27 protein-coding genes and 1 tRNA gene are annotated in these 25443 nt (G+C 64.6%); 27 read left to right on the forward strand and 1 reads right to left on the reverse strand.

From position 1 onward, the window contains the following. Positions 1–67 precede the first annotated feature (67 nt). The 27 genes from AABF56_RS14050 to AABF56_RS14180 all read left to right on the forward strand — a co-directional run bounded on the left by AABF56_RS14050 (position 68) and on the right by AABF56_RS14180 (position 25179). The gene (locus tag AABF56_RS14050; protein WP_272806397.1) at positions 68–1339 is read left to right on the forward strand and encodes a terminase large subunit domain-containing protein; all 1272 of its coding nucleotides are present in this window, start codon (positions 68–70) and stop codon (positions 1337–1339) included. Beyond that, complete coding sequence (locus AABF56_RS14055) at positions 1339–2910, forward strand: DUF935 domain-containing protein (RefSeq protein WP_272806398.1); 1572 nt, start codon at positions 1339–1341, stop codon at positions 2908–2910. The genes AABF56_RS14050 and AABF56_RS14055 overlap by 1 nt, the downstream gene beginning before the upstream one ends. Further along, positions 2903–4021 carry a phage head morphogenesis protein gene (locus tag AABF56_RS14060; protein ID WP_272806399.1) on the forward strand — a complete coding sequence of 373 codons (1119 nt, stop codon included), beginning with the start codon at positions 2903–2905 and terminating at the stop codon, positions 4019–4021. Before AABF56_RS14055 ends, AABF56_RS14060 begins: the two co-directional genes overlap by 8 nt. Before the next feature lie 274 nt (positions 4022–4295). Further along, the gene (locus AABF56_RS14065; protein WP_272806400.1) at positions 4296–5264 is read left to right on the forward strand and encodes a phage protease; all 969 of its coding nucleotides are present in this window, start codon (positions 4296–4298) and stop codon (positions 5262–5264) included. Positions 5265–5327: 63 nt separating this feature from the next. Next, positions 5328–5732, forward strand: a complete 405-nt coding sequence (locus AABF56_RS14070; RefSeq protein WP_272806401.1) for a hypothetical protein — start codon at positions 5328–5330, stop codon at positions 5730–5732. A 38-nt stretch (positions 5733–5770) separates the two neighbouring features. Next, a complete protein-coding gene (locus AABF56_RS14075) occupies positions 5771–6670 on the forward strand; it encodes a Mu-like prophage major head subunit gpT family protein (RefSeq protein ID WP_272806402.1) in 900 nt (299 codons plus the stop codon). Positions 6671–6781: 111 nt separating this feature from the next. Continuing rightward, positions 6782–7003, forward strand: coding sequence for a hypothetical protein (locus AABF56_RS14080; RefSeq protein WP_272806403.1), 222 nt, complete (start codon positions 6782–6784; stop codon positions 7001–7003). Between the two features lie 134 nt (positions 7004–7137). Then, complete coding sequence (locus tag AABF56_RS14085; RefSeq protein WP_272806404.1) at positions 7138–7584, forward strand: gp436 family protein; 447 nt, start codon at positions 7138–7140, stop codon at positions 7582–7584. 1 nt (position 7585) lies between these two features. After that, complete coding sequence (locus AABF56_RS14090) at positions 7586–8065, forward strand: phage virion morphogenesis protein (RefSeq protein ID WP_272806405.1); 480 nt, start codon at positions 7586–7588, stop codon at positions 8063–8065. Next, positions 8055–8597 (forward strand): hypothetical protein, encoded by a 543-nt coding sequence (locus AABF56_RS14095; RefSeq protein WP_272806406.1) that lies wholly within the window; start codon positions 8055–8057, stop codon positions 8595–8597. The genes AABF56_RS14090 and AABF56_RS14095 overlap by 11 nt, the downstream gene beginning before the upstream one ends. Next, positions 8594–9139 (forward strand): phage baseplate assembly protein V, encoded by a 546-nt coding sequence (locus AABF56_RS14100; protein ID WP_272806407.1) that lies wholly within the window; start codon positions 8594–8596, stop codon positions 9137–9139. The genes AABF56_RS14095 and AABF56_RS14100 overlap by 4 nt, the downstream gene beginning before the upstream one ends. A gap of 10 nt (positions 9140–9149) precedes the next feature. Next, positions 9150–9347, forward strand: a complete 198-nt coding sequence (locus AABF56_RS14105) for a hypothetical protein (protein WP_272806408.1) — start codon at positions 9150–9152, stop codon at positions 9345–9347. A 2-nt stretch (positions 9348–9349) separates the two neighbouring features. Beyond that, complete coding sequence (locus tag AABF56_RS14110; protein WP_272806409.1) at positions 9350–9727, forward strand: hypothetical protein; 378 nt, start codon at positions 9350–9352, stop codon at positions 9725–9727. Continuing rightward, a complete protein-coding gene (locus tag AABF56_RS14115) occupies positions 9724–10575 on the forward strand; it encodes a baseplate J/gp47 family protein (protein ID WP_272806410.1) in 852 nt (283 codons plus the stop codon). Before AABF56_RS14110 ends, AABF56_RS14115 begins: the two co-directional genes overlap by 4 nt. After that, positions 10572–11795, forward strand: a complete 1224-nt coding sequence (locus AABF56_RS14120; RefSeq protein ID WP_272806411.1) for a phage tail protein I — start codon at positions 10572–10574, stop codon at positions 11793–11795. Before AABF56_RS14115 ends, AABF56_RS14120 begins: the two co-directional genes overlap by 4 nt. 2 nt (positions 11796–11797) lie before the next feature. Further along, positions 11798–14146 carry a hypothetical protein gene (locus AABF56_RS14125; RefSeq protein ID WP_272806412.1) on the forward strand — a complete coding sequence of 783 codons (2349 nt, stop codon included), beginning with the start codon at positions 11798–11800 and terminating at the stop codon, positions 14144–14146. Positions 14147–14150: 4 nt separating this feature from the next. Next, complete coding sequence (locus AABF56_RS14130; protein ID WP_272806413.1) at positions 14151–16718, forward strand: hypothetical protein; 2568 nt, start codon at positions 14151–14153, stop codon at positions 16716–16718. 83 nt (positions 16719–16801) lie between these two features. Beyond that, positions 16802–18037, forward strand: a complete 1236-nt coding sequence (locus tag AABF56_RS14135) for a hypothetical protein (protein WP_272806414.1) — start codon at positions 16802–16804, stop codon at positions 18035–18037. 11 nt (positions 18038–18048) lie between these two features. Next, entirely contained in the window at positions 18049–18552 is a 504-nt protein-coding gene (locus AABF56_RS14140; RefSeq protein WP_272806415.1) for a phage major tail tube protein, read from the forward strand. 2 nt (positions 18553–18554) lie between these two features. After that, a complete protein-coding gene (locus AABF56_RS14145) occupies positions 18555–18881 on the forward strand; it encodes a phage tail assembly protein (RefSeq protein ID WP_272806416.1) in 327 nt (108 codons plus the stop codon). A gap of 170 nt (positions 18882–19051) precedes the next feature. Beyond that, positions 19052–21517 (forward strand): phage tail tape measure protein, encoded by a 2466-nt coding sequence (locus tag AABF56_RS14150; RefSeq protein ID WP_272806417.1) that lies wholly within the window; start codon positions 19052–19054, stop codon positions 21515–21517. Between the two features lie 12 nt (positions 21518–21529). Next, a complete protein-coding gene (locus tag AABF56_RS14155) occupies positions 21530–21946 on the forward strand; it encodes a phage tail protein (RefSeq protein WP_272807511.1) in 417 nt (138 codons plus the stop codon). Position 21947: 1 nt separating this feature from the next. After that, positions 21948–22163, forward strand: a complete 216-nt coding sequence (locus AABF56_RS14160; RefSeq protein WP_272806418.1) for a tail protein X — start codon at positions 21948–21950, stop codon at positions 22161–22163. Continuing rightward, positions 22160–23161 carry a contractile injection system protein, VgrG/Pvc8 family gene (locus AABF56_RS14165; protein WP_272806419.1) on the forward strand — a complete coding sequence of 334 codons (1002 nt, stop codon included), beginning with the start codon at positions 22160–22162 and terminating at the stop codon, positions 23159–23161. The genes AABF56_RS14160 and AABF56_RS14165 overlap by 4 nt, the downstream gene beginning before the upstream one ends. Beyond that, positions 23158–23346 (forward strand): hypothetical protein, encoded by a 189-nt coding sequence (locus AABF56_RS14170; protein ID WP_272806420.1) that lies wholly within the window; start codon positions 23158–23160, stop codon positions 23344–23346. The genes AABF56_RS14165 and AABF56_RS14170 overlap by 4 nt, the downstream gene beginning before the upstream one ends. Before the next feature lie 132 nt (positions 23347–23478). Continuing rightward, the gene (locus AABF56_RS14175; RefSeq protein ID WP_272806421.1) at positions 23479–24414 is read left to right on the forward strand and encodes a hypothetical protein; all 936 of its coding nucleotides are present in this window, start codon (positions 23479–23481) and stop codon (positions 24412–24414) included. 24 nt (positions 24415–24438) lie between these two features. Next, the gene (locus AABF56_RS14180) at positions 24439–25179 is read left to right on the forward strand and encodes a hypothetical protein (protein ID WP_272806422.1); all 741 of its coding nucleotides are present in this window, start codon (positions 24439–24441) and stop codon (positions 25177–25179) included. Positions 25180–25358: 179 nt separating this feature from the next. On the opposite strand, the gene AABF56_RS14185 is transcribed toward AABF56_RS14180, so the two are convergent. Further along, a tRNA-Met gene (locus AABF56_RS14185) sits at positions 25359–25435 on the reverse strand. Positions 25436–25443: the final 8 nt, after the last annotated feature.

Raw genomic sequence — 25443 nt, forward strand, 5'->3', positions numbered from 1 at the left:
ACCCGCCGTTCCGCTTTACCCCTATCAGCGCAAGTGGTTCCTCGACCGGCCGCGCTTCAAGATCGGCATGTTCTCCCGCCAGACCGGCAAGACATTCACGACCGGCCTGGAGATCGTGGACGACGGCTATGTTGCCGCCGCCCAGGGCCGCCGATCGCCATGGGTAATCCTGTCTCGCGGCGAGCGCCAGGCGCGCGAGGCGATCAACGAGGCCATCAAGCCGCATGCCAAGGCGTACGGCCTCGTCTTTGAGGAGAACGAATTCGACTGGAAAGGCGAGAGTGGGACGCACAAGGCCATGGAAGTGATCCTTCCTCATGGCAACAGCATCCTGGCGTTGCCGGCAAACCCTGACACCGCTCGCGGCTTCTCCCGGAATGTCTTCCTTGACGAGTTCGCCATTCACAAGGACAGCAAGGAAATCTGGGGCGCCCTGTTTCCCGTCATTTCAAAGGGCTGGAAAATCCGCGTCACATCGACCCCGAAAGGCAAGGGCAACAAGTTCTACGAGCTGATGACCGCGAACGACGACACCTGGTCGCGTCACGTCGTCGATATCTACAAGGCGGTTGCTGATGGTTTGCCCCGCAATATCGACGAGCTACGGGCGGGCCTTGCCGATGATGATCTCTGGGCGCAGGAGTTCGAGCTCCAGTGGCTCGATGAGGCCAGCGCCTGGCTGTCCTACGATCTCATCAATTCGGTCGAAGACGAACATGCCGGCGATCCGTCATTGTACCAGGGGAACCCCTGTTTTGTCGGCCGCGATATCGGCCGCCGGCGCGACCTGCACGTCATCTGGGTCTGGGAGTTGATCGGCGACGTCCTGTGGTGCCGGGAGATCATCGAGCAGAAGCGCGCGACGTTCCTCGAAATGGACATGGCATTCGACGAGGTCATGCGCAAGTACCGCGTCGGCCGCGCCTGCATCGACCAGACGGGCATGGGGGAAAAGGTCGTTGAGGATGCGCAGCGCCGATACGGCTCGCGCATCGAGGGCGTCCTTTTCACCGGACCAAACAAGCTGGTCATGGCGACGGATGGGAAGGAGGCCTTCGAGGATCGGAAGGTTCGCATCCCCGAGGGCAACCTCCCGCTGCGCTCCGATCTCCACAAGCTGCGCAAGGTAGCCTCCGCGACCGGCGCTCCGCGGTTCATCGCCGATCGCGACGACGACCACGCTGACCGCACATGGGCGGCCTTCCTCGGCATACACGCGGCGGCCACGCCAGAGATGGAATACGCTTACCAGAGTATCGGAAGCCTGGACGACGGTGACTTTTCCGAACGCGACCGGAGCGAGGACGCTTCGCCGTTCGGCCGCGGAGGACTTTGGTGATGACGCTTATCGACCGCTACGGCAACCCTCTGCGCGCTCCGCAGAAACAGGTGCTCCTCGAGGAGCAGAGCGCGCCGACGCTGACCGGCGTCCGCTCGATCTGGAACGAGCAGGTCGCATCCGGCCTCACGCCGGCCAGGCTTGCCCGTATCCTGAAGGAAAGCGGCGATCCGGGCGGCGACTTCCGTGACTACCTCACCCTTGCCGAGGAGATGGAGGAGCGGGAGCCGCAATATCGGATGGCGCTCGCCCAGCGCAAGCTTGCCATCCGCAACCTTTCCCCCGTCGTCGAGGCGGCCAGCAAGAGCACGCGGGACAAGGACATCGCCACCAGCGTGCAGCGCATGCTCGGCACGACGGCGTTTCGCAGCACGATGATGCACCTGGCCGACGGCATCGCGAAGGGCTTCGCCGTTGCCGAAAACCGCTGGCGGATGGACGGCTCGTCCTGGACGTTGCCGCGCATCGTCCAGCGCGACCAGCGGCATTTCCAGTTCGACCGCATCACCGGGCGGGAATTGCGGCTGCGCCATGACGGCGTCTTCGAAGGCGTCGAGCTTCCCCAGGCGAAGTATGTCGTGCATATCCCGACGCTGCTTTCCGGCCTGCCGATCCGCCAGGGCCTTGCCCGCACCGCGTGCTGGATCTTCATGCTGAAAAGCTTCAGCCTGAAGGACTGGATGTCCTTCCTGGAAATTTACGGCATGCCCTTCCGCGTCGGCAAATACGGGCCGAACGCCTCGGATGCGGACAAGCGGGCGCTGCTGAAGGCCGTTGCGAATGTCGCGGCCGATGGCGGCTGCATCATTCCGGAGAGCATGCTCCTGGAGTTCATCGAGACCAAGGCCGGTGCGGCGGGCGAGAACGCCTTCAAGGGCATGGCCGAATATCTCGACGACCAGTTCGCCAAGCTGATCCTCGGCCAGACGATGACGTCCGACGACGGCTCGTCCGAAGCCCAGGCGAATGTCCATGACGATATCCGCCTTCTGATCCTGCGTGCCGATGGCGACGACATGGCAGCGACGGTGCAGCGCGACGTGGTCGATCCGTTCGTTGCCTTCAACCACGGCGCCGACGTGGACGCGCCCCAGGTGACGTTTCCGGTTCCCGATCCGGAAGATATCAAGCTTCTGATGGAGGCGACGAAGACCTTCGTCGACATGGGCGGCACGGTCCCGGCCGGGCCGGTGCGCGAGAAGCTCGGCTGGCGAGATCCGGTCGACGGCGAGGAAGTGCTGGGCGGCGTGAAGAAGGAGGAGCCGCCGAAGGAGCCGGCGCCGAAGGATGCAGCGGAGGCGTTGCGCCGGCTGTTCGACAAGGCGGCCTCGCCGCTCTCGATCGCGGCCGACGACATCACCGAAGGCTTTGCCGAGGAGATGACAGCGGAATGGGAAGAGCAGCTTTCTCCGCTCATGGACGCGATCCAACGCGCGGCCGCCGGCGCCTCCGACTTCCCGTCGTTCCTGAAGGCATTGGAGACGCTGAACATCGGGGAAGCCGGTCTCGGAGCCCGCCTTGCCGCAGCCAGCTTCGTTGCGCGGATCATGGGCGGCGGGCGCGATGGTTGAGAACCCACGGCGCCGCAATCCGCCGCCGGAGGCCATGGCCTACCTTGAGGGCAAAGGTTTCCTGCCGTCGTTTCATTGGCAGGACGTATGGGCCGAGGAGCATGCCCACGCCTTTACCGTGGCCAAGGCCACGGAGATGGACATCCTCAAGGCGATTCGCGACGACGTCGAGCGCGCGGTCCGGGACGGTATTCCTTTCGAGCAGTTTCGCCAGGATCTGACACCACGCCTGGTCGCGCTCGGCTGGTGGGGCAAGAAGCCGATGGTCGATCCCGTGACGGGCGAGGAGAAGATCGTCCAACTTGGCAGCCCGCGCCGGCTTCAGACGATCTATTGGGCTAATACCAGGTCGGCCTATGCGGCCGGGCAATGGGAGCGAGCCCAGCGCACCAAACGGGCCTTGCCCTACTTCATCTATGAGCTAGGCCCCAGCGAGAACCACCGGCCCCATCACGTGGCGCTCGCTGGGACGAAACTGCCCGTCGATCATCCCTTTTGGGATACGCACTTCTGTCCAAATGGCTGGGGCTGCAAGTGCCGGCTCCGGCAGATAACGCAGTTCGAGTGCGACGAGCTGGGTGGCGTGTCGCCCGATCCGGAGATCGTTTGGAAGGAATTCCGCAACAAGCGCACGGGCGAAATCACCATGATCCCCGAGGGGGTCGATCCGGGCTGGCACACCAATCCGGGCAAGGCGCGCGCGCAAACCCTCATGCAAGGCTTTGAAAGCCGGCTTAAAGACGCGCCCGAACCCGTCGCCCGCAAGGCGATCGCGGATTTCTGGGAGAGCCGGGCGCCCGAAGCCTATCGCCGCATGGCCGAGGCGGTGGACCTGCCGGTCGCGGTCGCACCGCGGCTTGCCGCCGATCTCGACGCGGCGAGCGCGATCGTCGCTGTGAGCAACCACGCGATCGGCGACGGCGAGCTTGCCCCCTATGGCGAGGTGCAGCGCATGATCGACGAGGGCGCGGAGACGAAACAGCCGGGCGGCCTTCGTCGGTTCTGGCACCGTCTTCGCGGCCGGTCATGGACGGCGTCGATAGGTCGGGCGGCGAACGGTCTTCTCCGCCTGGTCGGCCTGAACGAAGCGGACGAGACGCGGCCGGAGTGACAGTTGCAGGGACGGGCGCTGGGCGCGCGAGAGACGCCCCGCCGCCCCGAGACAGCGACCACGGGGCGAAAACGCGCCCACGGCCTTCAAAACGGCTTCAAATTTGATGATGAACGTGTGAGAGGGGGGCCACTTGCATGGGCTTTGCGGGACGGCTAGTTTCCCTTGCGCCGATCCGCTCATATTGCCCGGCATCTCCTTCCCTTTCACCTCGATTGGAAGGTCCGATTTCGGACCGTTAGAATTTGCGGCGCGATGCTGTCATCTCGCCGGCATGCACAACGCCCTCGCCGCCATTCTCTGCTCGCAGCTCCTGCCGGACAGCGCCACCGCGCCGGATTGGATCCTGCTCGTCCCGGCCGGCGATATCGTCGCCCGCGACGGCCGCACCTTTTCCAACCGCACGCCCGATGTCGTGGTCAGCGCCTTCCGCGCCGACCGCAAGGACATGCCCGTCGACTATGAGCACGCCACGCACCTGCGCGCGCCGGAGGGTCTGTCCGCGCCGGCCGTCGCCTGGGTGAAGGATGTCGAGGTCCGCGAGGGCGCCCTGTGGGGCAAGGTCGACTGGAACCAGGAAGGCCGCGAGGCGGTCGAGCGCAAGGCCTACCGCTACATCTCACCGGTCGTGCATCCGGACACCAGCCGCAACGTCGTGCGCATCTCGTCGGTGGCGCTGACCAACGACCCCGCCCTCTTTCTGCCGGCGCTCCTGCGCCGTGACCCAACCGAAAAGGACCAGGACATGAAAACCATCGCGCTTGCGCTCGGCCTGAAGGAAGACGCCACCGAGGCGGAGATCCTCTCGAAGATCAATGCGGACAAGACCAGTGTCGAACTGCTCACCCGCAAGGCCGAGAAGCCGGACCCGGAGCTGTTCGTCGCGCGCAAGGATCACGATGCCGTCGTCGCGCTGTGCTCGCAGCAGAAGACCGAGATCGAGACGCTGAAGAAGGCCGACACCGACCGCGCCGTCACCTCGGCCGTCGAGACGGCCATTGCCGAAGGCAAGGTCATCCCGGCCGTGAAGGAGAGCGAGCTGGAGCTTTGCCGCGCGATCGGCGTGGAAAAGTACCAGGAGCGCCTGTCCCGCCTGTCGCCGATCGTCAAGCCGGGCGAGGACGCGACGGCGCGCGCGGCCGAAACCGGCAAGGGCGCGGCCTTCTCCAGCGAGGAGGTCGAAGTGCTCCGCCGGATGGGCATCTCCGAAGAAGACGCCAAGAAGACCCGCGACGGCGCCTGAGCGCCGCCGAGCCCGAACCCGCAACGGCGTCGATAGCGGCGCCATCTCGAAAGGACTTTCCGCATGGCCGCCGCAGGACCGCGCAACACCATCACCCGCCAGGGCGAAGATCTTGAGATCGGCGTCAAGGCTGCAACCCGCATCTGGCAGGGCACCATCGCCGTCAACGACGCGGGCGTTGCCGCGCCCGGCCGCACGGCGACCGGCCTGGTGGCGCTCGGCCTTGCCCAGGAGACCGCCGACAATTCCGCCGGCGCCGCGAACGCCATCCGCGTCAAGGTCCGGCGCGGCACCTTCTACCTGAAGAATTCGTCCGGCGATCCGGTGACCGCCGCCTCGATCGGCAAGGACGTCTACATCGTCGACGACGAAACCGTCTCGGCGACCAATGCCGGCGGCAACACCCAGTCCGTCGCCGGCAAGTGCCACGACGTCGATGCCGGCGGCGTCTGGGTCCGCATCGGCTGATCGGCCGGAACCTTCACCATCAACACGAGAACCGTCCGATGATCATCAACAAGACCAACCTCACCATCCTCAACACCGGCTTCAAGACGGCGTTCCGCAACGCCTTTGCCGGCGTCGAGCAGACCTATCTGCGCATCACGACCGTCATTCCGTCCTCGACGCTGATCGAGACCTACGGCTGGATGAAGCAGACCTCGGGCATGCGCGAGTGGATCGGCGAGCGCTTCGTCAAGAACCTCGACAGCGAAGCCTACCAGCTCAAGAACAAGAAATACGAGGAGACTGTCGCCGTCATCCGCGATGCCATCTCCGACGACCAGTACGGCACCTACACCCCGGCCATTGCCATGATGGGCGAGAATGCCGCGCGCCTGCCCGAGGAACTGATTTATCAGGAGGCGCTGCCCGGCGGGTTCACGTCGAAGTGCTACGACGGCCAGTATTTCTTCGACACGGACCATCCGGTCGTCGATGCTGACGGCGTCGAGCAGTCGGTCTCGAACATGCAGTCCGGCTCTTCCGCGCCCTGGTACCTGCTTTGCACCAAGCGCAGCCTGAAGCCGTTCATCTACCAGGATCGCGAGAAGGCCGAGTTGATCATCAAGGATAACCCGGAGACATCCGACGATGTCTTCAACCGCGACGAGTTCCGCTATGGCACCCGTGCCCGCGGCGCGGCCGGCTACGGCTTCTGGCAGATGGCGTTCGGTTCGAAGGCCACGCTCGACAAGGCCAACTTCGAAGCGGCGTATCTCGCGATGATGCAGTTCAAGCGCGACGGCGGCAAACCCCTCGGCGTCGTGCCGGACCTTCTCGTCTGTGGCCCGAGCAACATGACCAAGGCCGACGAGATCCTGAACCTTCAGCGCCTCGCCAACGGCTCGGACAACCCGAACTACAAGAAGGTCGAAGTCCTGGTCGTGCCCTGGCTGCCGTGATCCTGGCGCCGCGAGCGGCGTGCATTCCGCTGGCGGCAGCCTCCCGCCGCCGGCGGGTTTCCGGAAACGGGTGCCGCACCCGTTTCCCGAGACCCGCAAAGGAGAAACGACATGGCGAAAGCCCCGACTGAACCGAACACCAACCCGGACGCCGGCGCTGCGGGCGAAGACCGCAAGGAACGCCGCACGATCAAGCTCATGTCCGTCAACGGCATCCGCCGCGCGGGCATCCGCTTCCCGGCCGGCGAGCCCGTCACGGTCGACGTCGACGATCTGACGCCGGACCAGATGAAGCTCCTCGAGGGCGAGAAAGACCTCCGCCCGGTTCGATAGGAATACCCGAGAGGGAGGCCTGGTCCGGCTCGCGAGGCCGTCAGCACCCATCGACCCGGCCTGTCGCCGGATAGGGGACGTTCGAACGTAGGGGCTCAGCCCGCCTCCCGCACTTCTTCTTGAGGAACCACCCCGTGACCCAGTATGCGACGATCGAAGACATGGAGCTGGCATTCGGGGTGGCCTCCGTCCTGAAGCTCTCCGATCGGGACAATACGCGGGTGCGCAATGACGCTGCCCTCAACAGCGTGCTGACCAAGGCGACCAGCCTTGCCAACTCCTATGTCGACAAGAAATACGCCGTGCCCTTGACGAACCCGCCGGACTTCCTGGTCTCGGCCGTCATCGACGTGGCGATCTACATGCTGTCGCGCGACCGCTTGACCGGCACGACGGAACTGCGCCAGCGCTACGAGGACGCGCTGAAACTCTTCCAGCAGGTCGCCCGGGGCGAGGTCACGCTTGCCGGCAACGAGCCGGCCTCGAACCCGGATACCGGCATGCCGGGCGCCTCCGGTTCGAACGATGTCTACGTCATTTCCCGCGAGCGGTTCTTCAACCGCAAGACGGAGATCATCTGAGATGGCCGTGAGGATCGTCGTCAGCGGGTTCGAGGAGGCCGCGAAGGTCATTGCGAGGATCGCCGATCCGGATGTTCCGCAATATCTCGAAGAGCTCGGCGGCATCGTCGCCTCGCAGACCCAGAGGCGTATCCGGTCCGAAAAGACCTCGCCCGGCGGCGAGGCCTGGAAGCCGAACCGGGAAGGCACGTCGATCCTGTTCCAGTCCGGCGCCCTCGATGACAGCATTCATCACGAGGTGTCGGGCCGCTCCGTCGAAGTCGGTTCCAACCTCGTCTATGCCGGCATCCACCAGCACGGCGGCAAGATCATCCCCAAGAACAAGAACGCGCTCGCCTTCAGTAGCGGCGGCGAGTTCTTCATGGCCAAGAGCGTGACGATGCCGGCGCGTCCGTATGTCGGCATTTCCGGCGCCAATGCAGCGGAGATCGTCTCCTTCACCGAAGCCTTCATACTGCGGGAGGCCGGCGATGCTGGCTGAGATCAACAAGCGCCTGGTCGTTCTGCTCGAAGCCGCCCATCCCGAGTTCCGCGACGTCGGCCGGCATCGCGGCCGGATGAGCGTCGAGGACATCCGCAAGCTGATCGTCTTCTCGCCCGCGCTGCGGATCGGCCTGTTCGGCAAGCTTTCGACCGAAGACCTGCCGAGCGGCGAGCGCGTGCTTGTCGTGCCCTTCGCGGCGGCGGTCATCGTCTGCGAGGGCGAGCTGATCGACAGTCAGGACATGGCGATCGCGCTGGCGCTGAAGGTCGAGACGACGCTCGCGCGCATCATCCCCGGCGCGCCCGACGAGGACAGGGACTGGCCGCTCCTGCCGGGCGTCGGACTTGCCGAGGAACTGTCGATCGACATCGCCGATGGCGACGAACTGGACAGTGACGGCATCGCGCTCTGGGCGGTCCTCTTCAAGATCCGCCTCATCATCGGCGAGGACTACGCCCGCGCCGGCGCCGAAGAGGACGTCGAGGTCGTCTTTCCCGATGACTTCGACCCGGCGGAGATCCTGCCATGAGCGAAGCCCGGGCATCGAATTCTTTCCTCGTGCGCCAGCTCCTGCGCCAGCAGATCGAGATCCGCGAACTGAAGCGCCGCCAGCTCAACACGATGCGCGAAGGCAAGGTCATCGAGCATCATCCGGACGATCCGCGCAAGCTGAAGGTCGATGTCGGGCCGGAAGGCTCGCCTGTCGCGACGCCGTGGATCGAGTATTCGGAACGCTCCGGCGCGGTGAAGACGATTTCGCGGCCGTCGATCGGCGAGCGCGTGACGGTGATTTCACCGGATGGCGAACTGAGCCAGGCGTCCCGCGTGATCCTCGGCGGCTTCAGCAATGAGAACATGTCGCCCGAGCAGGCCGCCGATGGCGAGCTGATCATGACGGCCAACGCCACCGCGGTGCGGCTTTACCCAGGCGGGCTGGACCTTGTCGGTGGCGACCTGAACGTCAATGGCGGCCGCATCTACAACAATGGCGTCAATGTCGGCCACGACCACCAGCACACCAATGTCATGCCTGGCGGCGGCCTTTCGGGTCCGCCCGCGGGCGCAAGCTGAAGGAAGCCCCATGGAAAAGAAGACCTACGAGATCCTCACCGATACCTTCCCGGCGCGCCAGCCGAAGGGCGCCGGCGCCACGATCGACCTCACCGACAAGGAGGCGAAGTATCCGCTTCTGTCCGGTGAGATCCGTCTTGCCGTGGCCGGCACGCCGAAGACGCGCCGCGGCAAGCCCGGCGCCGGCGCCGACGGCGAGGGAGCCTGACCATGCGGATCCCGCGCGGCCTTGACCGGGACACGTTCGAGATCGTCGAGGGCTGGCCCTATGTCGAGGGCCTGCTGATCGACGTCTTCGGCACCCGCGTCGGGCTTCGCGTGTTGCGCCGCTGGTACGGCTCCGACGTGCCGAACTATATCGACGCCCCGGGCAACCGTGCCGAGATCCTCGCGCTGCTCGCCGACATCGCCGCGGCTACGGACACGATCCGTGATCTTGAGACGGGCGAGCCGGTGGTGCGCTTCACCCATGCCTCGCAGATCACAGCCGGCCGGGACGGCCAATACGGCGTCCTTTGTCATTTCGACGATCTCTTCTCCGGGCAAAGCCACGAGATCGCGCTTGAACGGTTGAGGGCGGCGGCATGACGACGACGCTCGATATTTCCAGCCTTGCGCCGCCGCAGGTCGTTCGTCCCCTCGATGCCGAGGCGGAGATCGCCGGGTTCGTCGCGGCTCTGAAAGAAGCCTTGCCCGCCTGGCGCGGCGTCTTCGAGGGCGACAGCTTCCAGAAGATCTGCCAGGTCTGGGCCCTTCGGCTCACCCTGAAGGCGCAGGAGCACAATGAGGACGCACAGTCCATGCTGCTCGCCTATGCCGATGACACGGCCCTCGACCATATCCTCACCACCTACCATCGCACGCCTCGCCTTCCAGGAGAGAGCGACGACGAATACCGGGCGCGCGGCCAGCTCGCCCCGGAAGCGATGGCGGATCTCGGCATCACCCATGGCGGCTATATTTTCCGCGTTCGAACCGCCTTTAAGGAGGCGATAAAGGACGTTCGTCCGATCCGCCGCGGCGGCGGGCGCATCGAGCTTCGCCTGCTCGGCCGCAATGAGACCGGCGCCGTCGCGGATGCGGTGCTCGCCGCCATCATCCGGGCGTTCGAGCCGGAGGGCGCAACGCAGTCGACAGATATCCTCACCGTCCTGCCGGCTGAGCTCGAGGAGCGCCACGTCACCGTCCGCCTCTCCATTCCGCGCGGTCCCGACCCGGCGCCGGTGCGCGCCGCCGCCCGTGCCAAGCTCGACGCCTTCGCCGCCTCCCTGCACCGGATCAATGCCGGCCTCTATCTCGACGCCCTCTATGCCGCCGCCCATGTGCCGCCGGTGGTGACCGTGTCCCTCGTCGGCCTTGCCGACAATGTCCTGCCGCGACCGGAGGCCGCCATCCGCCTCGTCGTCGATGACGTCGTCGTCGAGGTGATGCCGTGACGAGTCCCTTGCCGCCGGATCTCCATCTTCTGCCCGTCCAGTCCTCGACCGTTCCGCAGCGCGCCGCCGCCGCCCTCGGGATGCTCGCGGGCGATCTGGACGATCCGATCGCGCGCATGGCGGATGCGCTACGGATACCGGTCGATGCCTTGCCGCACCTCGCCTGGGGCTGGTCGGCCGATTACTGGCGCGACGAGTGGCCCGAGCATCGCCAGCGCCAGGTGACCCTGGAACAGCCGGCGTTCCATCGACTGAAGGGCTCGATCCCGGCCGACCGCATGGCCTGCGCCTATGCCGATGCGGAGCTGATCTCCTGGCATGTTCCGCGCGATGGCTTCGTCATCGGCGCCGGCCCGACGCGCGAGGCCTACGAGCGATGGGTCACGAGCCTTCCGGAGATCCGCATTTATCCACTCGGCCCGCGCCCCTCCCGCACGCCGCCGCTCGGCGGCGCGCTCGGGCGGCACCCGGCCTGCCGCGGCGGACAGATGGAGCGCGCGCGCCGCGCCGAGCTGCGCAGGGGCGCCCGCGTCGTGCCGCTCGTCGTCTCCGGCGAGACCAGGGGGCCGGATGGCGTGGTTCTCTCCGAGATCGAGCGGATCTCGATCCCGCGTGCGGCGCGGCCCGTGCTTGCCGCCAACGGCGCGATCGCATGCCGCATCGCCGCATCGCCGTCCTCGCGCCGGGTCTTCTCCTTCGACTGGCGGCCTTCGGTCGCCGATCCTTTCCACCTCCGGCCAGGCGTGCCGTCTCTCGTGCCCGTCGAGGCGGTTCCACGCAAGGTGGCGATCACGCGGCCGCATCGCGCCTGGCGGCAGATCGTCGGGCGCACGCCGGTCACCGGCGCCCTCGCGCCATCTCCCGGCCGGGAAGACTGGTATCTGGCGCTGCGTGTCGCCGATGGCACCGGGCCGTCCGGATCGCGGCCGCGCACCGGCGCGGTCGGCCGCCATCGCCTGCCGCGCGAGCGCTACACGAAAGAGCTGTCCGTTCTCCTTGCCCGGCCCGTGCGCAGGGGCTTTCCCTTCTCCGGCCGCCGCATCGTCGTCGATCCGAAGGGCAAGATCGATGACGTCCTCTCGGCGATCGCGACCGCACAGGTCGCCCGGGACCGCGTGTTCGTCAACTTCAATGTCGTGCGCGAGCTTACGGTCGCCGACCTCGACACCATCACTGCATCCACGCGCATCGGCGCGCTCAAGTCCCTTCCAAGGAGATAGCAATGTACAACCGCGTGACGATCAGCCAGGACGAACATTTCCGGGTCGAGGACGTCGACAACCTGAGCAGGTTTCCGCAGAAGGGCGCGGAAAAGGTGATTGCCGACTGGCTCGGTGACCTTCGCTACCGGAACCTGACGACGGTGAAGGACGGGCAGAACGCCGTCCAGGTCGCCGCCGGGTCCGCCTATGTCGGCGGTCGGCAATATGTCCTTGCCGACCCCCGCAACGTCAGCCTCATCGACGAGAAGCCACTGGTCGCCGGCCAGCGCCGCGTGGTCGTGCTCGCGGCCCAGGGTATCGACGATCGCCCGGCGCCGGCGGTCGGGCGCGACAAGACCGTGGAGGTACCCGATGGCGACGGCGGTTCCGTCACCCAGGACGTCGTCGTCACCGTCTCTCCGTACGCGCAGAACGTCATCGAGGTGGCGAAGCTGGCGTCGGGCCTCTCAACGCAGGAACTCGACCCGGTCATTCCGGCCAATGTCGTTCCCTTCTGCCGCATCGTCCTCGATGTCGACGGTATTGTGGGGGAGCCGGCCATGCTCTGGCCCTGGCGCATCCGTTCCGTCAACGAGCTCGATATCGACCAGCAGGCGCTTGCCGCCCTGATGGATATCTTTATCGGGGAAATCCAGGCGCTGCGCAACGAGCTGGTCGCGCTGCAGTCGGGCCTTCGCAATTCGGTCAGTCACGCCACGATCGAGGCCGTCATCTATGACGTGGCCACGCTGAAGGACATCAATTCGATCGGAGACGCCGGCGCGCCTTATGCGCTCGACCGCTTCGCCAGCGCGGCGGAGGTCGCCGCCGATCATATCGACTTCAAGGGGCGCGTCAGCGAAGGCTTCCAGCTTCCCTATGCCGCCGAGGACAAGCGCGCCCTGTCGCTTTGGAACCCGAACGACACCCGGCTCATGCATGCCAATGCGGGCTTGCTGTTCCCGGCCTACGATCCCGTCGTCGGCTATGCCGTCCATTCGACCGGCATGAGCGCACCGCTCGGCGGGACAGTGACCCAGACGATGACGCTTACCAAGATCGCGCTCACGCGCCTTCGCGTCCGCTACGGCCGGTATTTCCACTACCTCCAGCCGCTGCTTTTCAACAAGCTTTTGTCGGACGCCGACATCGTCTATCGCGTCTTCGCCCGCCAGGGCGAGGCGCTCGCTTACCCCTACGGCTTTTATGCGGATCGTTACCGCGACTGGGTGCGTTTCTACCGCCGCCGCCTGATCGTCGACCGCTTCATCCACGCCTATGACGTCTGGCTGAAGACGACGGCGACGATCCAGGGCGTCATCAAGGCGCAGACCTGGCTCCAGGCGCAGGAGCGGTTCATCCCCGCGATCCGTCTTGGGATCCTCAACTGGGCAGCCGGCGCAGAGGTTACCGTCGCCCTTTGCAAGCTGCGCGCGGACGGCTCGCCCGATCCGACGCAGGTCATCCAGTCCGTCACGGTCGCCGCCACGGCCTTCAAAAAGTACACACAGGGCAACGCCGACACGATGACGCGGTTTGCCTTCCCCGCGCCGGCGCACGTCGCGCGCGGCGGCGTCGGCTTCCTGACGTCGACGTCCGGCAACGTGACGATCGCGATGGCGAGCGGCGATCGGTTCTTGGGCGGCAACTACTTCGAGAGCACCGATGGTAATTTCTTCATCGGTAGCATCACCCAGGACATGGCGCATGCCGTGGAATACTGCCAGTTCCGCGCCACGACCATGGATATCCGCCTCAACAACCTGTCGCTTTCCGGCGGCATCGAGGGCGCGGACATCAACTGCCCGGCGATCCTGCCGGACAACGCCGTCGCCCAGTTCCAGCCCTTCACGGGCGGCGCCTGGAAGACCATGGCGCAGCTTCCCGGCGACGAGGGCATGGTGGAGACAGAGGACGATCAGATCTTCGGCAATGGCACAGGCTCGACCTACGACTTCCGTGTCTATCTCACGGGGAACGAGTGGGTGATGCCGGTGCTCGATCTCGGCAACTCCGAGCTGACGGTCTTCCGCGCCGATGACGATCTTCGTTACGTTTCGGTTCCACGCAGCGTTCCGACCGGCCCGACCTGGTCGAAGGTCCAGGTCCGGGCGCGGGTTGCGGGCTACGATGCGGCGCGCCACACGCTCACCGCCGTCGTGAAGCACGGAACGGCGCTGACGACCGAGGTCGCCGCCGATGGTCCCGCGAAGGTCACGCCGGTGCCCGGCAACAACGCGGTCGATCTCGAATGGGAGATGACCGTCGATCCGAACAACAACCTCTACCAGGTGCACATCACCGGCGCGACGAACAACATCGCCGTGCCGCTGTCGCTGATCGAGGTGTTCTCGAAGGTGGTTGAATAGCGCCATGGCAAGCCCTTCACAGCTTCTTGAGCAGCGCGATGCGCCGCTGCTCGCCAACCTCAAGCGGGCGCTCGACCAGCTGTACGAGCAGAATGCCGCTGCCGCGCAGATGATCTCGGCGCTTCAGAGCGGGCAGATCGAGGCCGTGGACAGCCTTGTCGGTCAGATCACGAATAACTTCTCGGCGCTCTTCACCGACGCCAACGAGATCGTCGAGGCGTTGCGCGCCGGCGACTATACGACGGCGGACGTCAACGGCCCGGTGGCCTTCGCGCCGGCGCCGCTGGTCGCCCTGCACCTCATCGTCTCGGGCCCGGTCGGCTGGTCGCCAGCCCCGGCCGTGCTGATCGGCCATCGCGGATCGGTCGATGATATCGCCATCGCCCGCGTGCTCGCCTGGGACCCTGAAACGAGCGTGCTCTCGGTCGAGATCGTCAGCAATGTCGGGAGCGTTGGTCCGCATGGCGACAGCTATGTCCAGGTCGGTCTGCTCTCGTCGATCGCCGAAGGAGGGATGCTGGCGTCACTCGGCACGATACGTGATCAGATCGCGAGCGACAGGGATGCCGTTTCCGGGGACAGGACCGTCGTCCATGACGACAAGGTCGCCGCGGCTGGTGCCGCAGGGGTTGCTATCAGTGCGGCAAATCAAGCAACTGCCCTCGTGGGCGCCGCCGCCACTGCGCTACAGCCGTCAGACATGTACCCCAAGACGAGGGCGGCGCTTGCCGGCATCAACGTTCCAGGTAATGTGAGCGTCGTAACCGCCACCGGCAACGCGGCGCCGGGCGACGATATGGACGGGATTTCCGTCGATTTGCACCGCTCCGACATCCACCAGCGAGAGCTGCTGCTCAATGGCGGTTTTGAGTGGGACGATGACTGGATAAAAGGCCCAGGCTGGACAATTTCCGGCGAACAGGCGTCCGCCGACGCGGGCAGTCCGCGGGACCTCGCCCAGACGGTCGCCCTCGTGGCGGGCGCCGAGTATGAGGTCAGGTTCACGCTGTCGGGCGTGGCGGATGGTGGGGTGTACCCGGTTTTCGGCGGCGGCACGGTCGTATCCGGCACGTTGCGCAGCGCAGATGGTACATACACAGAGCGCATGACGGCCGCCGCCGGCAACACATTCTTTGCCCTCCGGGACGGCACGGGTGAGTTTGCCGGCTCGGTAGATGACATATCGCTGAGACGAATTGTTGCGTCCGGTTACCTGCCAGACGCCAATGCAACCAACTTCGCGTATCTATCCAGGACAATTACGCTCGGCAAGATGCTGCACGGCGCAAGCAGCAACGGCCGGGGCGACAACAAGGCGGCGCTGGAGGCCGCAATCACCGAGGTGGCGGAGAAAGGCGGCGGTGCGCTAAAGTTTCCTGCCGGCATGTATATGTCGTCAGGCACGCCGCAATCGTCACAGCTTTTCCGCGGCAGCATCGAGATCGAGTGGCATCCAGAGGCCACGCTGCGCGGCACGCCGGGATTCGAGCATCCGCTGATCTCTCTCTATGGCGGGCCTGGCGTCAATCGCCATGACGGGCGGATCACCCTCAACGCTCCGCGCATAGATTGCTCTCGCGGCAACCAAACCGGCGGTGGCGGCGCCCGGCAGCCGAGCGCGATCAATCTGCGCAACTATCGCGACGTCATCATAAATGACCCCGATCTTTACGGGGGGCAGCTGTACACGAATGGAGGCACAGGCGGAGATAGCGGCATCGAGCCGATCAATGTCTGGAATTTCCAGTGCCGCGGCGGTCGCATCCGGGGCTTCGGGGACGCTGGGATTTACGCGGGCGGCGGCAACGATCAGAGCAACCCCGATCCAGACGGCGGCGGCACGTATCTGCTCGACGGAACCTTTATCGAGCACTGCGCGGTGGGTTTTGTCTTCAAGCGGCGCGGCTATCTTGCCACCATCCAGGGCGCCAGCATCTATGATTGCTGTTATGGTGTGGCGACGGCCGATGTAGGCCCGGAGGGTGGCCTTGCCGATACCGGCGCCGGCCAGAGGCTGCACGTGCTGGGAAGCTATTTCAAGCGATGCGGCGAGACTGCGATCCAGATCACGGGCGGCACCAAGGGCCGTCTTGTCGGCAACTCAATCGAGGATGTCGGATACAGCGAGATTGGGGCCGGGACGGTTGTGTCGCTCGGGCTCGACCGGGCGTTCATAGTCCTTAATGGCTCGCGCAACACTCAACTCTCCGACAATTATCTGGAGATGCTTGACCAGGCAGTCACCGATCAGATCGGGATCAAGGTCAAGCCGTACACCGACCAGGGGGGGGTGACGTGGCAGGCCGGCGCCGCGAGGGGCTCCGGCAACACGATCCGTAACGTGCCACGTCCTTTCGTGGATGCCGGTTCGTCGAACACGCAAAGCATCCTGACGGGCAATTTCCTTGACGGCGCCTTCACCTCGCCTTTTGGATCGATCGTGCATGGCACGGTCTTCGAATACCAGGTCATCGGGTCGACGACCAACCTCACCTATGCGCAAAGACGTAGCGACGCGGGCCTCGGGGTAGCCACGCGGTACGTCAACTCCGGCGCGTTCGTGGCGGGCTGAAGGTCCGGTTCCGGACCCTTAGTTTCCGGCTTTCCAGCCTGCAAGGATTGCGGTGATACCGCAATCCAGCGCAGGAGGCCGCGTTGACGGCACTTGGATACAAGCACGGCTCTTTCGTCGAGAGCGTCCCGGAAGGTTCCGTCAGCTTCACCACCATCGAGCAGGCCACGTTCGGCGTGCTCGGCACGGCGCCCGCCGCCGACGCCGGGGCGTTCCCGCTCAACCAGCCCATCGGCCTGATCGGCGATCCCGCGCAGATCGAGGCGCTCGGCGCGACGGGCACCCTGCGCGACCAGATCAACAACATCGTGGCCGCCGCCGGCGGGACCTATCTGCCGCGCATTGCCGTCGTTCGCGTCACCGAGGGCGAGGACGCCGAGGCCACCATCGCCAACATGGTCGGCTCCGCCGGATCGGCGACCGGATGGCATGCCTTCAAGCATGCCAAGTCCGAATGCGGCTTCAAACCGAAGACCTACCTGGCGCCAGGCTTCACCCAGCAGCGCATCAGCAGTGCGGCAAACCCGCTCGTTGCGGCCATGGTCCCGTGGCTGGAGCGCCAGCGCTCACGCATGCTCGTCGGTCTGCCGACCGACAAGACCGCAGCCCTCGCCGCGCGCGAAGACTTCAGTTCCATGGCCCTCGATCTGATCGCGCCGCGCGTTCTTGCGCCCGATCCGGATACCGGCCTCAATGTAATCCAGCCGGCGGAAGCATTCGTCGCCGGCCTCGGCCTCAAGATCATGCGCGATGGCGATGTCGCGGCGAAGAAGCCGGCCGGCTTCTGGGTCTCCTGGTCCAACTCCGTCATCGGCGGCATCGTCGGCACAGAGCGGCCGATCACCTTCGATTATTCCGACCCGGACACGGAGGCGACCCTTCTCAACGAGAACCGCATCAACACCATCGTGCGCGAGGGCGGCTGGCGCTACTGGGGCGGGCTCACCGCCGCCAACGACGACGACTGGATGTTCTCCAACGTCGTGCGTACCCGTTATGCGCTTGAAGAGATGGTCGCGGCCGGGTTCGCGCCCGTCGTCGATGCGCCGATGCAGGCCCACGCCGTCGTCGAGGCGATCTCCTCCCTCGATGACAAGCTGCTGGAGTTCAAGAACGCCGGCGCGATCATCGACGGCCGCGCCTTCTTCCTGCCGGAGCTCAACGTCAATGGCCAGCTCCGCCGCGGCGTCGTCCGCTTCGAAATGGAAGCGGAGGAAACCCCGCCCATGCACGCGATCATCACCGGCAGCCGCCGGAATAAGAAGTTCTTCGACGTGTTTGTCGAAGACGTTGTCCGCGATCTTGCGGCTGCGGCTTAAAGGGGGCCATCATGAAGGATCTGGGCCGCGCCTGGTCGGCATTTATCGACGGCAAGGGCAAGTTCGCCGAGAATGCCAGCTTCAAGGAGCCGGATTTCAAGTGGATCCGGGAGAAGATCGCCGGCGGCGGCATGTCGGGGGAGATCTCGGCGCCGATGATGCTCGAAGAGCAGACGGCGACCCTCACCATGTACACCTATGACCTCGACGCGATGCGCGCCTTCGGCCTCAGCGTCAAGGCGCCGCAGTCCTTCATCTTCCGACGCGAGCTGTTCGACACGCGGTTGCAGACCACGTCCGCAATCACCATCCGCATGCTTGCGACCATGGACATCGAGTTCCCGGAGTGGGACCGCAAGCGCCTGGAGGGCGTCAAGATCCCGCTCTTCATCGTCAATTACCGCCGTTTCCGCAACGGTGTGCTGGAGCTGCACCACGATCCGGAGAGCGGCATCTTCGCCGATGGCTCCGGCAACCTGCTTTCTGAAAGCAGCCGCGCGATCGGGAGGCGCTGACCATGGCGACGGAAACCATTACGTTCTCGCGCAAGGTCGAATACGGCGACCAGACGTTCACCGCGATCACGCTGCGCGAGATGGAGGCGGGCGACTATTTCGACGCCGCCGCCCTGGTGCGCGAGAACGCCAGCCGCGCGGAACTGGAAGCCCAGGTCGCGGCGATCTGCGCCGACGTTCCCTTCGCCCTGATCCGCAAGCTTCGTCCCGCCGACATCGTCAAGGTCTCGCGCTGGTACGACAGGCAGTGGGAGGGCGAGAAGAGCGAAGGCGACGGTGACGACGTCGAGGACCCTTCGACGGCCGGCGCGGCGGGGCAGCCCTCCTAGCGGTCATCGAGGAGATCGCGTCGGTCTATCCGTTCTCCTTCGCTGACCTGAGGCGGTTTCCGCTCGATCGGCTCCGCTTCTTCGCCATCACGGCCGCCGCCCGGCGCGAGGCACAGGGGGGCTCCCTCAAGGCCCTTTTGACGGTTCTTGGAAGAGGTGTTTAAGGGCCGATGAAAGCGTCCGTCATCATCGAGTTTCTCGCGAAGGGCCTGGACAAGGCCAAGGCGAGCGAACGCTCCCTTCGTGATCTCGGGCGCGCGGCAGACGGCGCCGAGCGGGAGGCCTCCGGCCTTGCCCGCGCGAACGAGCGTCTTGGCAACAGCTCCGGCCGGATCATCGCCAACGAGCAGCGCGCCACCCACGCCATTCATCGTTCGACGGAGGCGATGCGCCGGCAGAAGGTCGAGGCGATGGCGCTGGAGCGCCAGACCGATCGCCTTGCCAGGAGCCAGAGGCAGCATGCGGCGGCCAGCTCGATGGTCGTCGCCGGCGGCGGGCTCGCCGGCATGCGCGGCGTCGGCGCCGCCTTCATCGGCGGGCTTGGCCTCGGCGTCGGCGGCGCGGCCGGCGCGGGCCTGATCGCCAAGGAATCGCTCCAGCTCGCCGCCGCGATCGAATACGAGCGCGACCAGCTCCAGGTGCTCGGCGAATATTCCGACGAGAAGGCCGCGCTCTACGACAAGATCCTGAAGCCCGCCGGCGTGCGCCGCGGCGTCGGCACCAAGGGCGCCTACGGTGTCTTCGGCGAGCTGATGGCGGGCGGCCTTGGCGGAGACGACGCGGCCGCCATGACCGATGACGTGCTGACCTTCGCCAAGGCGACGCGGGCCGAAACGACCGACGCCGGCAAGACGGCCGTCGCGCTTCAGAACAACATGAAGGTCAGCGCCGGCGAGATGATGCAGGCGTTCGACGCCATGGCGCTTGCCGGCAAGGAGGGCCAGTTCGAAGTTCGCGACATGGCGCGCAATGCGCCGTCGATCTTCGCCAAGATGGCCAAGCTCGGCGAGCAGGGCCTTTCCGGCGTCCGCGGGTTCGCGGCGATGGCCCAGGCCATACGCTCAACCGCCGGCACCTCCGACGAGGCCGCTACGAACTTCGAGAACATGCTCGACAAGTTCACCTCCGGCGACTTCATCAAGAACGCCAAGAAGATGGGCATCAACGTCGAGAAGGTCTTTTCCGACGCCAACAAGAAGGGCGTATCGCCTGTCCTCGAAATCCTCAAGAAGATCCGCGACGTCACCAAGGGAGACACCTTCAAGCTGAAGGAACTGATGCCGGACGTGCAGGCGAATGCCGCGCTCTCGGCTCTCATCGGCCAGATCCCGCAGCTGGAAGCCGCGATCGGCCGCTACGGTAATGCCGGCGGCACGGTCATGCGCGACTTCAAGAACGCGACGGACAATGCGACGGAGGCCTGGAACCGGCTGTCGAGCAATATCGCCGACAAGGCCGAGCGGATTGCCGGCACCTTCCTTCCGAAAATCACCGAGGCCATGAACGGCGTGTCGCAGGCCATGGAGGATGGCGATGCGAGGCGCGAGGGCGTTGGCAAGGTCTCAAACGGCGATCGCAGGATAGAGAAAAACACCCGCGACGAATTCTTCAAGCGCTACCAGGCGGAGTTGGAGAAGGACGGCGTCGGCATGCCCAAGCGCTATGCTCTTACCGGAAAGGCGTGGGACGCAGCGCTTACCAAATACGGTAAGGGCGAGATCGGAACCATCTTCGACCCGGTCAACGATCTGGAACAGCAACGCCGCGCCCGCGAGCTTTACCAGTCCGGCAAGAGCCGCACCTCGGTCGGCCGCCATAGCGGCTTTCTCGGCATCACCAGGGGCGGGCTGCCAACGCCCGACTGGCGTGCCGACAACCTGCCCGCCGAGCCGGGCTCTGCCCGCTGGCTCGCGGACCGCTACGGCAAGGGCACCGGCCGGGAAAGCATCGGCAGTTCTTCGGCGACAATGGAGGCCGAGCGCGAGAAGAAGCGCCCGCCGCTCTGGAAGCGTTTCCTGTTCGGGGCCGCGGCTGATCCGGACTTCGACCATCGCGAGAATTTCGGGATCAAGCTCCGCCCCGGCGGGCAGAAAGCCGGCGACGACCTTGCCAAGGGCATGGAGCAGGGCGGGAAGAAGGCCGAGCAGGCAATCGAAGCCACGGCGCGCCAGATCGAGAGCACCGTCAACGCCATCGCCACCTTCGCGGCCGGGCTGAAGGTGGGCGAGCAGTTCGCGGCCGGCCTTCGGGCAGCCGCTCCGACCGTTGCCGCGGCTGCCTCGGCCGCGCTGGTCGCGCCGGTCGCCGATCGCGTTCCGCAGTCGCCCGCGAAAATAGGCCCGTTGCGCAACCTGCCGCTGATGGGGCGCAAGATCGCACAGCAGCTCGCCGGCGGCATGAGGAGCGAACAAAGCCCGATGCGGGCCGCGCAGGATATCGCCGGCCGGATCGCCTCCGCCTCGGCCGGCTCGGCGACCGCTGCGGGCTCGGCCCAGCTGGCGGGCGCGGCCGCCGGCCGTTCCCTTTCGATTGGTCAGATCGTCCTCAACGGCGTGAAGGATGCCGCAGACGGCGTCAACCAGCTCGGCGCCGAACTTGAAAGAAGGTGGGCTGGAATGCTCGCCGATGGAGCGTGACCGGTGTCCCTCATGCAGTTCGGTCCCTTCAAGTTCGAAATGCGCGGCGTCTCCCCCCGGCGCGTCACAAGCCTGGACGAATGGCGCTGGCCGTCGACCGAGCGGCTGTCCGGAGAGAGCGCCATCCAGTTCCTCGGCCGCGGCCCCGGCGAAGTGACCATGGAGGCCGTGCTTTTCCCCCTTCACCGCGCCGGCCACGCCGAAAGCGCAATCGACCGCCTTCGCATGCTCGGCGATGCCGGAACCCCGTTGCCTCTCATCCGGGGCGACTGGCGCATGATCGGGTGGTACGGTCTCGCCTCGATCGAGCAGGATCACAGCTATCTCGACCAGCGCGGGCGCCCCGGCATGGTCGCCCTGCTCGGAAGCTGGACGCGCTTCGGCGCTGACGGACCGGGCGGCGGCGTATCCGGCTTCTTCGGGCTGTGACATGGCAACGATCGTCACCACCACCGAAGGAGACATGGCCGATGAAATCGCCTGGAAGGTCTACGGCGACCGGCCGGAGGGCCTCGTTGCCATCCTTGAGGCGAACCCCGGCCTATGCCGCTATCCGCCGATGTTGCCCGCAGGGCTCCGCATCCTCTGCCCGGACCTGCCCGAGCGGGCTCCGGCGGCGGGCGCCAGCGTGAGGATATTCACATGAGGGAATACACCCCGCAGATCTTCTGCTCGATCAACGGCAGGAACGTTTCCGGGTTGATGCAGCCGCGCCTTATCCGCGCCACCGTCACCGATGGCACCGGCATCGAGGGCGACGGCATCACGGTCGAGCTCGACAACGCCGGCGACGTGCTCGACCGGCCGCAGAAGGGCGACAGCCTCGTCTTCGGCGGTGGTTACAGGGAAACGGGCGGTCCGAGACGGATCGGCAGCTACCTCATCGAGGACGCCGAAAAGAGTGGCCCGAAACGCCGCCTCACCGTGATCGCCAGAGCCGGCGGCATCGGCGAGAAGGCGAAGGAGAAGAAGAATCGCGCTTGGGACGGCAAGACGATCGAGGAGATCGTCAGCCAGATCGCCGGAGAGATGAACCTCGTCCCGGCGGTCGATCCGGACCTCGCGAGCATCAGGATCCCGTACCGGGCCCAGCTTAACGAGAGCGACATGCACATGTTGACCCAGATCGGTCAGCGCCTCGGCGCCATGTCGACCACGAAGGACGGGCACCTGGTCTTTGCGCGCAAGGGCAAGGGCATGTCGGTCTCCGGGATCGCCCTGCCTGTCGTGGAGATCGGACCGGACGATCTCCACGGGGAAGACGCATTCCGGCTTCGCGGCTGCGCCCGCGCCAGATACGGTTCCATCCGCGCCTACTGGCACGATCCGGCGACGGCGACCCGCAAGAAGGTCGAGGAGGCGGGCGACGGGCCGGTCTACGAGATCCCGGAACTCTTTCAGGATGAGGCGGAGGCCAAGGCGGCCGTGAAAGGTCAGCGCAACAATTCCGACCGGGAGGAGGAGAAGCTCTCCCTTACCGTCATCGGCAAGGAGACCCGGCAGGCGGAGGCCAGGATGATTGTTTCCGGTATCGATCGCGACGGCGACGGCGAGTGGTCGATCGACAGTATCACCCACAATTTCATCGGCTCGGCGATCTACACGAACAATATCGAGGCGGTGCGGAAGGAGAAAAAGGCATGAGACGCGTCGAGGTCTGGGTCTCTGATGATGGCAACCTGGAGCGAAGGGCGGATAGGGCGAAGGCGCACGATCTGCACAATGCGCTCCCGGCGTCCTCAACCTATTCAAACGTCAAGGTTCTCGACTGGCACGCCTGCCTTCACATCGTGGCCGAGGCGGTGGAACGGCTCAAGCGACGGGCCTAGATTGGCGTCCCGGACCGTCCGAAAGAGAGCAGGCCGCGCGCGAAAACCCAAGGTATCCAATATCTGTTGACGCCCTTCCCGATTCGGTTGCATTTGCTTCAATAGGCAATCGCGTCTGGTGGAGGATGGGCCTTGTTTCTTGAAAAGCATTCGCGCTTCATACGTCGCTACGAATTCACATTGGGGGCGAGAAAGAAACTTGGTGCCGTCATCCCGCTTTATGCAGAAGAGGGCGAGCTCAGCTTGTATGACGCGCTCGATGCCGCGTTAGAAAAAGACGGAGCCTCGGCTAAGCAACCCAACAATGACACAGTTGATTTGGCCGAAATGGACTGGATCGGCGGTTGTTTGGTCCTGCTTTTTCACCGCAGCAGTCCTGATGCCGCTGACCCAATGTATCGGCGGTTTGTTAAAGGAAAGCGGCAGCTGCGACCAAGCGTGAAGGAAGACGATGAAGAGCAGACCGTCTCAGCTCATATGGTTATTAAACCTCATCCAGTTATTGCAAACACCTATAAATTTGCGCTGGAGGAGATCCCTGGGCTCAGCGCTAGCACCATCATTCCAATTATTCGTCAAGCTCTCGCGGAGTATGCATATGAGTATGAAGACAAGCGCGGCGAAACACACGAAACGTACGCTACCTTGAAATATGAGGGCATTAAATCCGAGAGCCTTGAGGAGGCCTTAAAAACGGGCCGTTTTATTGACATAAAGATATCGCGACCGGCGGAAATCGACTTCCTAGACGCTGAGGGTGTAATCGCCCCCGGACGAGAGTATGCGACCCTCAAAATCACCGCCGAACTAGACGAAAAAGAACTCATGGATCGGCTGGTTTTTTGGCGAAACCAGGCAGCCGCAAATGGATGGACTGATTTTAGCGTCGATCTCGAAATGGACGACAAGCGGCGGCGCACTGTCCGCATCGATCGCGATGCGGAGGCAAAAGAAATATTGTTTGTGCGCGCTGATCAGGTGAACTTTCGGACCGAGCTGAAGGTATGCGCCGCCGAGATCGTGGAAGAGTTCGTGAGCAAGAGCATTGAGCTGTTAGAAGGCAAATGATAACGCTGATGCTGGAGGTTGATCATGGCTTTGATGCTCTATCCATTGAGATACCTCACGCTTCAGGATGAGAAAACGAGATCGCTTGGTCGCCGTGACGCGCCCGCTACTCTGCTTCTCGCAGCCCTCATTGCACTTCCATTCACGTGGCTTCCCGACGCCAACTTTCTTGGTGTAGGCGGGTTCCTCGCGAGCATGAGCGGCTTGGCCTCCGCATTGGCCGGCTTTTACGTCGCCGCACTGGTCGCTGCAGCGACCCTGGCACGTGGTTCCGATCTCGATTCGCCGATCCAGGTTGGGAAAATCATCCGAGTTGAAACCGTGGAGGGAGTAAGGGAACGGCAGCCTCTAAGTCGTCGTGAATACGTCTGCGCACTTTTTGGGTATCTGTCGTTTCTATCGTTTGGGCTCTCAATCGGGATTAATGTCATCGTCGCATTAGCCGCATCGAAATATTTAGGCCAACTGATCGAAGTGCGCATCTTTGATACCTCGACCGTGACGTTCGCTCAGGTGCTGTCTCCAGCGCTGAAGATTGCTCTCACAGTCCCAATTGCGCATTTGTTTGTGGTGACGACGTATGGTCTCTACTATCTCATCAAGCGCTTGTATGAGCAGAAGCCTAAGGTCAAATCTCCTGTCTCCAATGAGCCTCCATCCGCGGAGCGGAGGCCACGCCGAGCGGGGGACGGTCCGCAAAGACGCGTGGCCCAGGCGGATGCTGGCGTGACGGTTCAGTTTGACAGCCCTTCAAAGGGGCTATGATTCGGCTTCGAGCATGCTTTTTGTCACCACATCCGGAATTTGTGAAATTCCGATTTCTCGTGTCAAAATTCCGAAAAATCGCGGCGAGCTACAGCCGTTTTCCACGCGCTATAGCGTTATATGAGTCGGGAGGATTAGACGGCCGTGGCCGTCAATGGACTTTAGCGGAACAAAAAAATTGGTAGCGGAGGAGGGATTCGAACCCCCGACACAAGGATTATGATTCCTCTGCTCTAACCTACTGAGCTACTCCGCCGCCCGAAA

The sequence above is a fragment of the Shinella sp. WSC3-e genome (assembly GCF_945994535.1).
GTDB lineage: Bacteria > Pseudomonadota > Alphaproteobacteria > Rhizobiales > Rhizobiaceae > Shinella > Shinella yambaruensis.

Excerpts from the sequence above, each read along its gene's own strand:
- AABF56_RS14050 (WP_272806397.1), top strand. The coding sequence starts at position 68 with ATGTTCTCCCGCCAGACCGGCAAGACATTCACGACCGGCCTGGAGATC.
- AABF56_RS14055 (WP_272806398.1), top strand. The coding sequence starts at position 1,339 with ATGACGCTTATCGACCGCTACGGCAACCCTCTGCGCGCTCCGCAGAAA.
- AABF56_RS14060 (WP_272806399.1), top strand. The coding sequence starts at position 2,903 with ATGGTTGAGAACCCACGGCGCCGCAATCCGCCGCCGGAGGCCATGGCC.
- AABF56_RS14065 (WP_272806400.1), top strand. The coding sequence starts at position 4,296 with ATGCACAACGCCCTCGCCGCCATTCTCTGCTCGCAGCTCCTGCCGGAC.
- AABF56_RS14070 (WP_272806401.1), top strand. The coding sequence starts at position 5,328 with ATGGCCGCCGCAGGACCGCGCAACACCATCACCCGCCAGGGCGAAGAT.
- AABF56_RS14075 (WP_272806402.1), top strand. The coding sequence starts at position 5,771 with ATGATCATCAACAAGACCAACCTCACCATCCTCAACACCGGCTTCAAG.
- AABF56_RS14080 (WP_272806403.1), top strand. The coding sequence starts at position 6,782 with ATGGCGAAAGCCCCGACTGAACCGAACACCAACCCGGACGCCGGCGCT.
- AABF56_RS14090 (WP_272806405.1), top strand. The coding sequence starts at position 7,586 with ATGGCCGTGAGGATCGTCGTCAGCGGGTTCGAGGAGGCCGCGAAGGTC.
- AABF56_RS14095 (WP_272806406.1), top strand. The coding sequence starts at position 8,055 with ATGCTGGCTGAGATCAACAAGCGCCTGGTCGTTCTGCTCGAAGCCGCC.
- AABF56_RS14100 (WP_272806407.1), top strand. The coding sequence starts at position 8,594 with ATGAGCGAAGCCCGGGCATCGAATTCTTTCCTCGTGCGCCAGCTCCTG.
- AABF56_RS14105 (WP_272806408.1), top strand. The coding sequence starts at position 9,150 with ATGGAAAAGAAGACCTACGAGATCCTCACCGATACCTTCCCGGCGCGC.
- AABF56_RS14110 (WP_272806409.1), top strand. The coding sequence starts at position 9,350 with ATGCGGATCCCGCGCGGCCTTGACCGGGACACGTTCGAGATCGTCGAG.
- AABF56_RS14115 (WP_272806410.1), top strand. The coding sequence starts at position 9,724 with ATGACGACGACGCTCGATATTTCCAGCCTTGCGCCGCCGCAGGTCGTT.
- AABF56_RS14125 (WP_272806412.1), top strand. The coding sequence starts at position 11,798 with ATGTACAACCGCGTGACGATCAGCCAGGACGAACATTTCCGGGTCGAG.
- AABF56_RS14130 (WP_272806413.1), top strand. The coding sequence starts at position 14,151 with ATGGCAAGCCCTTCACAGCTTCTTGAGCAGCGCGATGCGCCGCTGCTC.
- AABF56_RS14140 (WP_272806415.1), top strand. The coding sequence starts at position 18,049 with ATGAAGGATCTGGGCCGCGCCTGGTCGGCATTTATCGACGGCAAGGGC.
- AABF56_RS14145 (WP_272806416.1), top strand. The coding sequence starts at position 18,555 with ATGGCGACGGAAACCATTACGTTCTCGCGCAAGGTCGAATACGGCGAC.
- AABF56_RS14150 (WP_272806417.1), top strand. The coding sequence starts at position 19,052 with ATGAAAGCGTCCGTCATCATCGAGTTTCTCGCGAAGGGCCTGGACAAG.
- AABF56_RS14155 (WP_272807511.1), top strand. The coding sequence starts at position 21,530 with ATGCAGTTCGGTCCCTTCAAGTTCGAAATGCGCGGCGTCTCCCCCCGG.
- AABF56_RS14160 (WP_272806418.1), top strand. The coding sequence starts at position 21,948 with ATGGCAACGATCGTCACCACCACCGAAGGAGACATGGCCGATGAAATC.
- AABF56_RS14165 (WP_272806419.1), top strand. The coding sequence starts at position 22,160 with ATGAGGGAATACACCCCGCAGATCTTCTGCTCGATCAACGGCAGGAAC.
- AABF56_RS14170 (WP_272806420.1), top strand. The coding sequence starts at position 23,158 with ATGAGACGCGTCGAGGTCTGGGTCTCTGATGATGGCAACCTGGAGCGA.
- AABF56_RS14180 (WP_272806422.1), top strand. The coding sequence starts at position 24,439 with ATGGCTTTGATGCTCTATCCATTGAGATACCTCACGCTTCAGGATGAG.